General features: G+C 69.9%; 1 protein-coding gene. It reads left to right on the top strand.

Going from position 1 to position 6,459, the window contains the following annotated elements:
• Nucleotides 1–61: 61 nt before the first annotated feature.
• Nucleotides 62–6,459: amino acid adenylation domain-containing protein (locus tag ACJ73U_RS00070; protein WP_407775384.1), on the top strand; the 6,398-nt coding region annotated here is incomplete at its 3' end.

Raw genomic sequence — 6,459 nt, 5'->3', positions numbered from 1 at the left:
GCCGGCCGATGTCGTGGCGCGGTTGCGTGTGGTGGGTCGTGAGCAGGGTGCGACGTTGTTCATGACGTTGCTGGCGGCGTTCCAGCTGTTGTTGTCCCGGTATACGGGGACCACTGACATCGCGGTCGGTTCGCCGATCGCGGGTCGGGTGCGTCCTGAGTTGGAGGGGTTGATCGGGTTCTTCGTGAATACGTTGGTGTTGCGGACCGACGTGTCGGGTGATCCGTCCTTTACGGATCTTCTGGGGCGGGTGCGGGAGACCGCTCTGGGTGCGTACGCGAACCAGGATCTGCCGTTCGAGCAGTTGGTGGCGGAGTTGGCGCCGGTTCGTGACCTGAGTCGCAACCCGTTGGTGCAGGTCATGTTCCAGCTCATGAACGCGCCGCAGGAACGCATGGACCTCGTCGGGACACGCGGCGAACCGTTCGGCGCGGGGGCTGTCGCGGTCCGCGCCGACCTCGAATGCCACCTGGTGGAGAACGGCGACGCGCTGGTCGGCCGGCTCGTCTACGCCACCGACCTGTTCACCGCGGACACCGTCGAGCGGCTCGCGGATCGCTTCCTGCGCGTGCTCACGGCCGTCGCCGCCGACCCGGGGCAGCCCGTCGACGAGATCGACCTGCTCGCTCCTCGGGAGCGGCAGGAGGTGCTGCACGACTGGAACGACACCGCCGTCGAGTTCCCGACCACGCCACGGGCGCACGAGATCTTCGAGGCCCGCGTGCGGGAGAGTCCCGACGCCACGGCCGTCGTCCACGCCGACGGGTCGGCGCTCACCTGGAGCGAGTTGAACGCCCAGGCGAACCGGCTGGCCGGGCTGCTGGTCGCCCGCGGCGTGGGACCCGACCGACCCGTCGCCGTGGCACTGCCCCGGTCGGTGCGGCAGATCGCGGCGATCATCGCGATCTTCAAGGCCGGCGGCGTCTACCTGCCGATCGACCCCGAACTCCCGGCGGCCCGCATCGAGTACCTCCTGACCGACGCGCGACCGGTCCTCGTGGTGACCGACTCGGTGACGGAGCCCGCGGTGGCCCTCCTGCCGGACCTCGCCTCACTCGTGCTCGACGCTCCCGCGGTGCGCGCAGAGCTGCGGGGACACCCGGACGCTGACCTCGGCGCCCCCGCCGGCGACCACCGGTCCGGGGCGTACGTGGTCTATACCTCCGGATCCACCGGCCGGCCCAAGGGCGTCGTGGTCACCCACAGCGGTCTGCTGTCCCTGGCGACGAGCCAGGCCGAGCGGCTCGCGGTGTCACCGGACAGCCGGGTGCTGCAGTTCGCCTCGCCGAGTTTCGACGGCGCGTGGTGGGAGCTGAGCATGGCGTTGTTCACCGGCGCGACCCTGGTGCTCGCCGACCCGGAACGCCTGCACGCTCCCGCCTCGTTCGCCGCGCTCATGCGGCGCCACGGCATCACCCACGTCACGCTGCCGCCCACCTACCTGGCGACGCTGCCGGACGACGCGCTGCCGGAGGGCGTGACGCTCGTCGTCGGCGCGGAGGCGTGCGCCCCGGAACTGGTCGACCGGTGGGCGCCCCGCACACGCATGATCAACGCGTACGGCCCGAGCGAGACGACGGTCATCGCCACCATAGGTACCCCGCTGCGGGGCGGCGTTCCGCCCATCGGCACCCCGATCGCCAACATGCGGACCTACGTCCTGGACAGTGGGCTGCGCCCGGTGCCCGTGGGCATGACGGGTGAGTTGTACCTGGTCGGCGCCAGTGTGGCGCGCGGCTATCTCGACCGGCCCGCGCTGACCGCCGAGCGGTTCGTGGCGAACCCGTTCGGCCCCGCCGGATCACGGCTGTACCGGACCGGCGACCGGGCACGGTGGTTGGCGGACGGGCAACTGGTGTTCGCGGGCCGGACCGACGACCAGGTGAAGGTGCGCGGGTTCCGCGTGGAGCCGGGCGAGGTGGCCGCCGCGCTGCGCGCCCACGACGACGTGCGGGACGCGGTGGTGGTGGCACGGGGTGAGGTGCTGGTGGGCTACGTGGTCCCGGACGCCGGCGCCGAGCCGGACCCGGGTGCGCTGCGGGTGTTCCTGGCCGACCGGCTGCCCGCGTACATGGTTCCCGCGATGTTCGTGGTGCTGGCGGAGCTGCCGTTGACCAGCAGCGGCAAGGTGGACCGGGCCGCGCTGCCCGAGCCGGACCCGAGCGCGGTCGTCAACGGAAGGGCGCCGCGCACCGCGTTGGAGGAGATCCTCTGCGGAATGGTCGCCGACGTGCTGAAGCTGGACGCGGTCGGCATCGACGACGACTTCTTCCTGCTCGGCGGGCACTCGCTGCTCGCCACCCAGTTGGTCGCCAGGGTGCGAGACCGCCTGGGGATCGACCTGCCGCTGCGTGCGTTGTTCGAGCGGCCGACGGTCGCCGAACTCGCTCGCGCGGGCGCGTGGTCCGACCGCGCGGCGGACGCGCCACCGCTGGTCCGGGTCACCCGCGACGGCGACGCCCTGCCGTTGTCGTTCGCCCAGCAGCGGTTGTGGTTCCTCGACCAGCTCGTGCCCGACAACGCCTTCTACACGATCCCGCACGTGGTGCGGTTGCGCGGCGCGCTGGACCTCGGCGCGTTGGCCGGGGCGTTGACCGAGGTGGTGGCCAGGCACGAGGCGTTGCGGACGACGTTCGAGAGCGTCGACGGGGTGCCGCGCCAAGTGGTGCACGAGCCCGCCGACGTGCCGCTCGAGGTCGTGGACGTGTCCGGGCACGAGGACCCCCCACGGCGCGCCCGGGAGGTGGTCGCGGACGAGGTGGCCCACCCGTTCGACCTGGTGACCGGTCCACTGCTGCGGTCGACGCTGGTCCGGCTGGCCGAGGACGACCACGTGTTGGCCGTGGTGGCGCACCACATCGTGTCCGACGGCTGGTCGATGGGCGTGTTCATGTCGGAGCTGAACGCGCTGTACGAGGCGTTCGTGCACGGTGAACCGTCGCCGTTGCCGGAGCTGCCGGTGCAGTACGCGGACTACGCCATGTGGCAGCGCGAATGGCTGACCGGTGAGACGCTGCACGCGCAGGTCGAGTACTGGCGGGAGCGACTGGCCGGGATACCGGCGGCACTGGAGCTGCCCACCGACCACCCGCGCCCGGCCACGCCGAGCTATGTCGGCGCGAGCACCTCCTTCGAGGTGCCCGCCGAGCTGACGACGCGGTTGCGTGCGCTCAGCCGTGCGCAGGGGACGACGCTGTTCATGACGTTGCTCGCCGCGTTCCAGGTGCTGTTGTCGCGGTACGCGCGCACGACGGACGTCGTGGTGGGCTCGCCGATCGCGGGTCGGGTGCGTCCGGAGCTGGAGGGGCTGGTCGGGTTCTTCGTCAACACGTTGGTGTTGCGCACCGACTGCGCGGATGATCCGTCCTTTGTGGAGCTTCTCGACCGGGTGCGGGAGACGGCGCTGGGTGCGTATGCGAACCAGGACCTGCCGTTCGAGCAGTTGGTCGAGGAGTTGGCGCCGGTCCGGGACCTGAGCCGCAACCCCGTGGTCCAGGCGACGTTCCAGTTGATGAACGCGCCACGCGGACGGACCGACCTCGTCGGCGCGCGGACCCGGCCCTTCGGCGCCGGCGCCGTGACCACCCGGTTCGACTTCGAGTGCAACGTGGTCGAACACGACGACCAGCTGGTCGGCCACTTCATCTACAGCACCGACCTGTTCGACGCCACCACCGTCCGCCGCATGGCCGGCCACTTCAGCACGCTGCTGCGCGAACTGGCCGGCGACCCGGAGCGCCGCCTGTCCGAAGTGGACATGATGACGCCGGACGAGCGGACCGCGATCACGGTGGACTGGAACCGGACCGCGAGCCACGGACACCGGTGCGGCATGCACGAGCTGTTCGAGGCGCGTGCGGAGGAGCGGCCGGCGGCGCCCGCCATCCGGTCGGACGCGGGAACCCTGTCCTACCAGGAGGTCAACGCCCGGGCGAACCGGCTGGCCAGGGCGCTGGTCGAGCGAGGGGTGGGTCCGGAGCGACTGGTGGCGTTGATGATGCCGCGCTCGGTGGACACGATCGTGGCCGCGCTGGCGGTCCAGAAAGCGGGCGGGGCGTACCTGCCGGTGGACCCCGAGTACCCCGCCGACCGGATCGCCCACGTGCTGTCCGACGCTCGCCCGGCCTGCCTGCTGACCACCGCCCAGTGGGCCGGTGCGCGACCCCGCGACGTCGCGGTCCCCGAGCTCGTGCTCGACGCCCCGGACGTGGTGGCCGACCTCGCGGCCAGGTCCGACGCGAACCTCACCGACGCCGAGCGGGTCGCGCCGCTGGCGCCGGCCCACCCCGCCTACGTCATCTACACCTCCGGGTCGACCGGGCGCCCCAAGGGGGTGGTCGTCTCGCACGCCGGGGCGCGCAGCCTCGCGGGCGACTGGACCGACCGACTGTCGATCACGCCGGAGTCACGGGTCCTGCAGTTCGCCTCGCCGAGCTTCGACGCCGCCGTGGTCGAGCTGCTGATGGCCTACGGGTCCGGCGCCTGCCTGGTCGTGCCGCCGCCCGGTCCGCTCGCGGGCGAGGCACTCGGCGACGTGCTGCGGGAACACGGGGTCACGCACTCACTGCTGTCACCCGCGGTGCTGGCGACCGTGCCCGAGCAGGAACTGCCGGCATGGCGGGCACTGGTGGTCGGCGGCGAGGCGTGCTCCGGCGACCTGGTCGCCCGCTGGGCACCCGGGCGGCTGATGATCAACGGTTACGGGCCGACCGAGACCACGGTGTGCGCGACGATGAGCGACCCGCTCGCGGGGACGGGCACACCGCCGATCGGGCGGCCGATCCGGGACACCCGGGTGTACGTGGTTGACCCGTACCTGCGGCCGGTCCCGGTCGGCGTGCCCGGCGAGCTGTGCGTCGGCGGCCCCAGCCTCGCCCGCGGTTACCTCGGGCGTCCCTCGTTGACCGCGGCGCGGTTCGTGTCGGATCCCTTTGGTCCGGCCGGGTCGCGGTTGTACCGGACGGGTGATCTGGTGCGGTGGTCTGCTGACGGGCAGTTGGAGTTCCTGGGACGGGTTGACGACCAGGTGAAGATCCGGGGGTTCCGGATCGAGCCCGGCGAGGTCGAGGCCGTGCTCGGCGAGCACGACGAGGTCCGTGACGCGGTGGTCGTGGCCCGTGAGGATGTGCCAGGGGTGCGGCGTCTCGTGGCGTACGTCGTGCCGGAGGCCGACGTGGAGCCGGATTCCGATGTGGTGCGCGTGGATGAGTGGCGCGGGTTGTTCGACGAGACGCAGCGGTTGGATGCGGGTGTCGATCCGGCGTTCAACATCGTTGGGTGGAATTCGAGTTATTCGGGTGGGCCGATTCCTGTGGTGGAGATGCGGGAGTGGGTGGATGGGACGGTTGAGCGGGTGTTGGCGTTGGGGCCGCGTCGGGTGTTGGAGATTGGGTGTGGGACGGGGTTGTTGTTGTGGCGGGTGGCTCCGTTGGTGGAGCATTATGTGGGTACGGATTTTTCGTCGGGGACGGTGGCTGATCTGGCGCGTGGGTTGGTTTCTGGTGGTGTGGGGAATGTGGAGTTGTTGTGTCGTGAGGCGGATGATTTTTCTGGGTTTTCGGCGGGGTCGTTTGATGTGGTGGTGGTGAATTCGGTTGTGCAGTATTTCCCGGATCGGGATTATTTGATGCGGGTGGTGGGTGGTGCGTTGTCGGTGGTTGGTTCGGGTGGTGCGGTGTTGGTGGGTGATGTGCGGAGTTTGGTGTTGGCTGGGGCGCATCATGGGTTGGTGGAGCGGGCGCATGGTGGTGGGGGTGGTGAGGGGTTTGCTCGGCGGGTGGCGCGTCGGGTGGTGGAGGATAGTGAGTTGTTGGTGCATCCGGGTGTGTTTTTGGGTGTGGGTGGTGTGGATTATGTGCGGGTGATGCCGAAGCGTGGGCGTGGTGGGAATGAGATGGTGCGTTTTCGGTATGACGTGGTGTTGCACAAGGGTGGTTCGGGCGAGTTGGTAGGCGTGGGGTGGCGTGAGTGGCTGTCGGCGGAGGTGTTGCGGGAGTGGTTGTTGGAGGGGACGTCGTTCGGTGTGGTGGGGGTGCCGAATGATCGTGTGGTGGATGGTGTGGGTTTCGGGTTGGAGGATGTGTGTGAGTGGGGGGAGTCGGCTGGTTTTCGGGTGTTGGTGAGTTGGGCGTCGGGTCGGCCTGACGGGGCGTTTGATGTGGCGTTCGTTCATGGGACCGGTGATGGTTGGCCCAGGGTGGAGTTTCCGGGTGAGGCGGTGTCCATCGACAAAGGCGTGAACGACCCATTGCGCGCCAGGGCGCTGCGCAGGGCGAACAGCAGCCTGGTGCCGGTGTTGCGTGAGTTTGTGGGTCGTTGTGTTCCTGATTTTATGGTGCCGTCGGTGTTTGTGGTTTTGGATGAGTTGCCGTTGACGGTGAGTGGGAAGGTGGATCGGCGGGGTTTGCCGGTGCCGGATGTGGGGCGGGTGTTGTGGGGTGGGGAGTTTGTGGCGCCTCG

Origin of the sequence: Actinophytocola sp. (genome assembly GCF_045807065.1) — a bacterium.
GTDB lineage: Bacteria > Actinomycetota > Actinomycetes > Mycobacteriales > Pseudonocardiaceae > Actinophytocola.
Note: the sequence above shows the minus strand (reverse complement) of the source record. Positions and strands in the feature narration are given on the sequence as shown.